Origin of the sequence: Prevotella ihumii, from assembly GCF_900155655.1 — a bacterium.
In the GTDB taxonomy this organism is placed as follows: domain Bacteria; phylum Bacteroidota; class Bacteroidia; order Bacteroidales; family Bacteroidaceae; genus Prevotella; species Prevotella ihumii.
In genome coordinates this window covers 1-1608 of record NZ_LT707001.1, presented here as the reverse complement: position 1 = coordinate 1608, position 1608 = coordinate 1, and the positions used below count along the sequence as shown (strand labels likewise).

Annotated in this window: 1 protein-coding gene; it reads right to left on the bottom strand. The window is 46.6% G+C overall.

Annotation, left to right across the window (positions count from 1 at the left end):
* Positions 1-330: 330 nt before the first annotated feature.
* The gene (locus tag CZ367_RS14005; RefSeq protein WP_077195559.1) at positions 331-1410 is read right to left on the bottom strand and encodes an IS110 family RNA-guided transposase; all 1080 of its coding nucleotides are present in this window, start codon (positions 1408-1410) and stop codon (positions 331-333) included.
* Between the last annotated feature and the right edge of the window lie 198 nt (positions 1411-1608).

Here is a 1608-nt window from a genome sequence, read left to right as displayed (position 1 = left end):
TTCATATCTTCTATGTTGCTTTCCAAATAATTGGAAAATATTTGTAATTTATTAACTGTTCATTATCAATCACTTAGCGTGAAGTTTATTAGTACGATGACTTTAGAAGAAGCAACAGCCACCAGCCCGGCATGGGAACACCGGGTATGGAAAGGCTACGAACAACAGACCTATCAGACAAACTTCTATGAGTTGACACGGACGTATCCGCCCAACAATTTACTTCTTCAGAATATAGGTAAAACGCAACAATCTTATCGGAGATGACACCCGAAGGTCCATCAATTATGAAAAGGAGTCGTTTTATGAAGTTGTCCGAAAGTCTGTATGTTATTCTTTATCCCATCTGTATGGCTCATATTTCCTACTGTTCTTGAGTACCGAGAAAATGATGTTGGACATCTTTCTGGCTATTTTGACTATGGCCTCCTGCGGTTTCATGGACTGCTTGTATCTGGCATAGGCCATTCCCAGTCCGTAATCTCTGTAGATGGCTATCCATGCAGCCTCTATGATCATCGGTCCGAGATGCTTGTTGCCACGGAAAGTCTTCTCTCCGCTTGCGGTTTTCTCTCCACTGCTATGACAGGTCGGTATCAGGCCGAGATAACTGGCGAACTGGTTCTCGTTACGGAATCTCTTCACATCGTAGATTTCTGTCAGTATGCACATGGCTACACTTACACCTATGCCGGGTATCGATATCAGAAGCTCGTAATTGTTCCTGTACCTGTCGGTCTGCGCAAGCTTTCGTATGGATTTTGTCGCGTCCAAGAGTGTCTGGCGTATCGTCTCCACCTGCTTGACGAGCAAGTCCAACGACAATCTTGAGGAGGAAAGCAGCACGACATCCTCCTTGAGCCATTTGATGAAAGCCTTTGACCAGTGCGTCCCCGGTCTTGCGAACCGCTCGGGTATCTCCACGCCATTGCAGTGCAGCAGGTGTTTCACCCTTGCCTTGTAGCCAGAGAGTTGTTTCTGTATGGTCTTCCTTATGCGGATGACTGACCTGTCATCGATATTCTCTTTCTCACGGATGTATATGGGACGGATGTCACCGGCGCGCAAGGAGCGCGCAAGTTTGGCTGCATCTACCTTATCGGTCTTCATCACCTCCTCGTACTGGGTGGTCGGAACATCCGCGGCATGGGTCACGACACAGTTGATGCCGTACTCCTTGAGAGCGTAGTATGTGGAAAAACCACTGAAGCCTGACTCATACACGGCATGGTACTCGCCATCAGGGAAATGCTTCTTCAAAAAGTCAAAGAGCGTCTTTGCGGAGGCTTGCTGCGGGTGCCTCTCTTTGTAACCCGACTCGGTCAGCACACAGATCTCCCAAGTTTTTGCATGCACATCAATTCCGATGTAAATCTTTTGTCCTTTGAAGGAAATTTTGTTTCTTTGCATATCGGTACGGTTCTAATTGTTTGTCATTTGTCGTTTGCACTACAAATATACAATCCAATTATTATCGTACCAACTTTTTCCTTGCAGACTATGAAAAACACCGCGGTGGTTTGCCATGCGGCCGGAGGCGCGAAGCCTCCGAAGAGCGGCATCCGACTTGTCTTAGTGTGTTAGCCTTTGCAAACATAGTAACTTAAT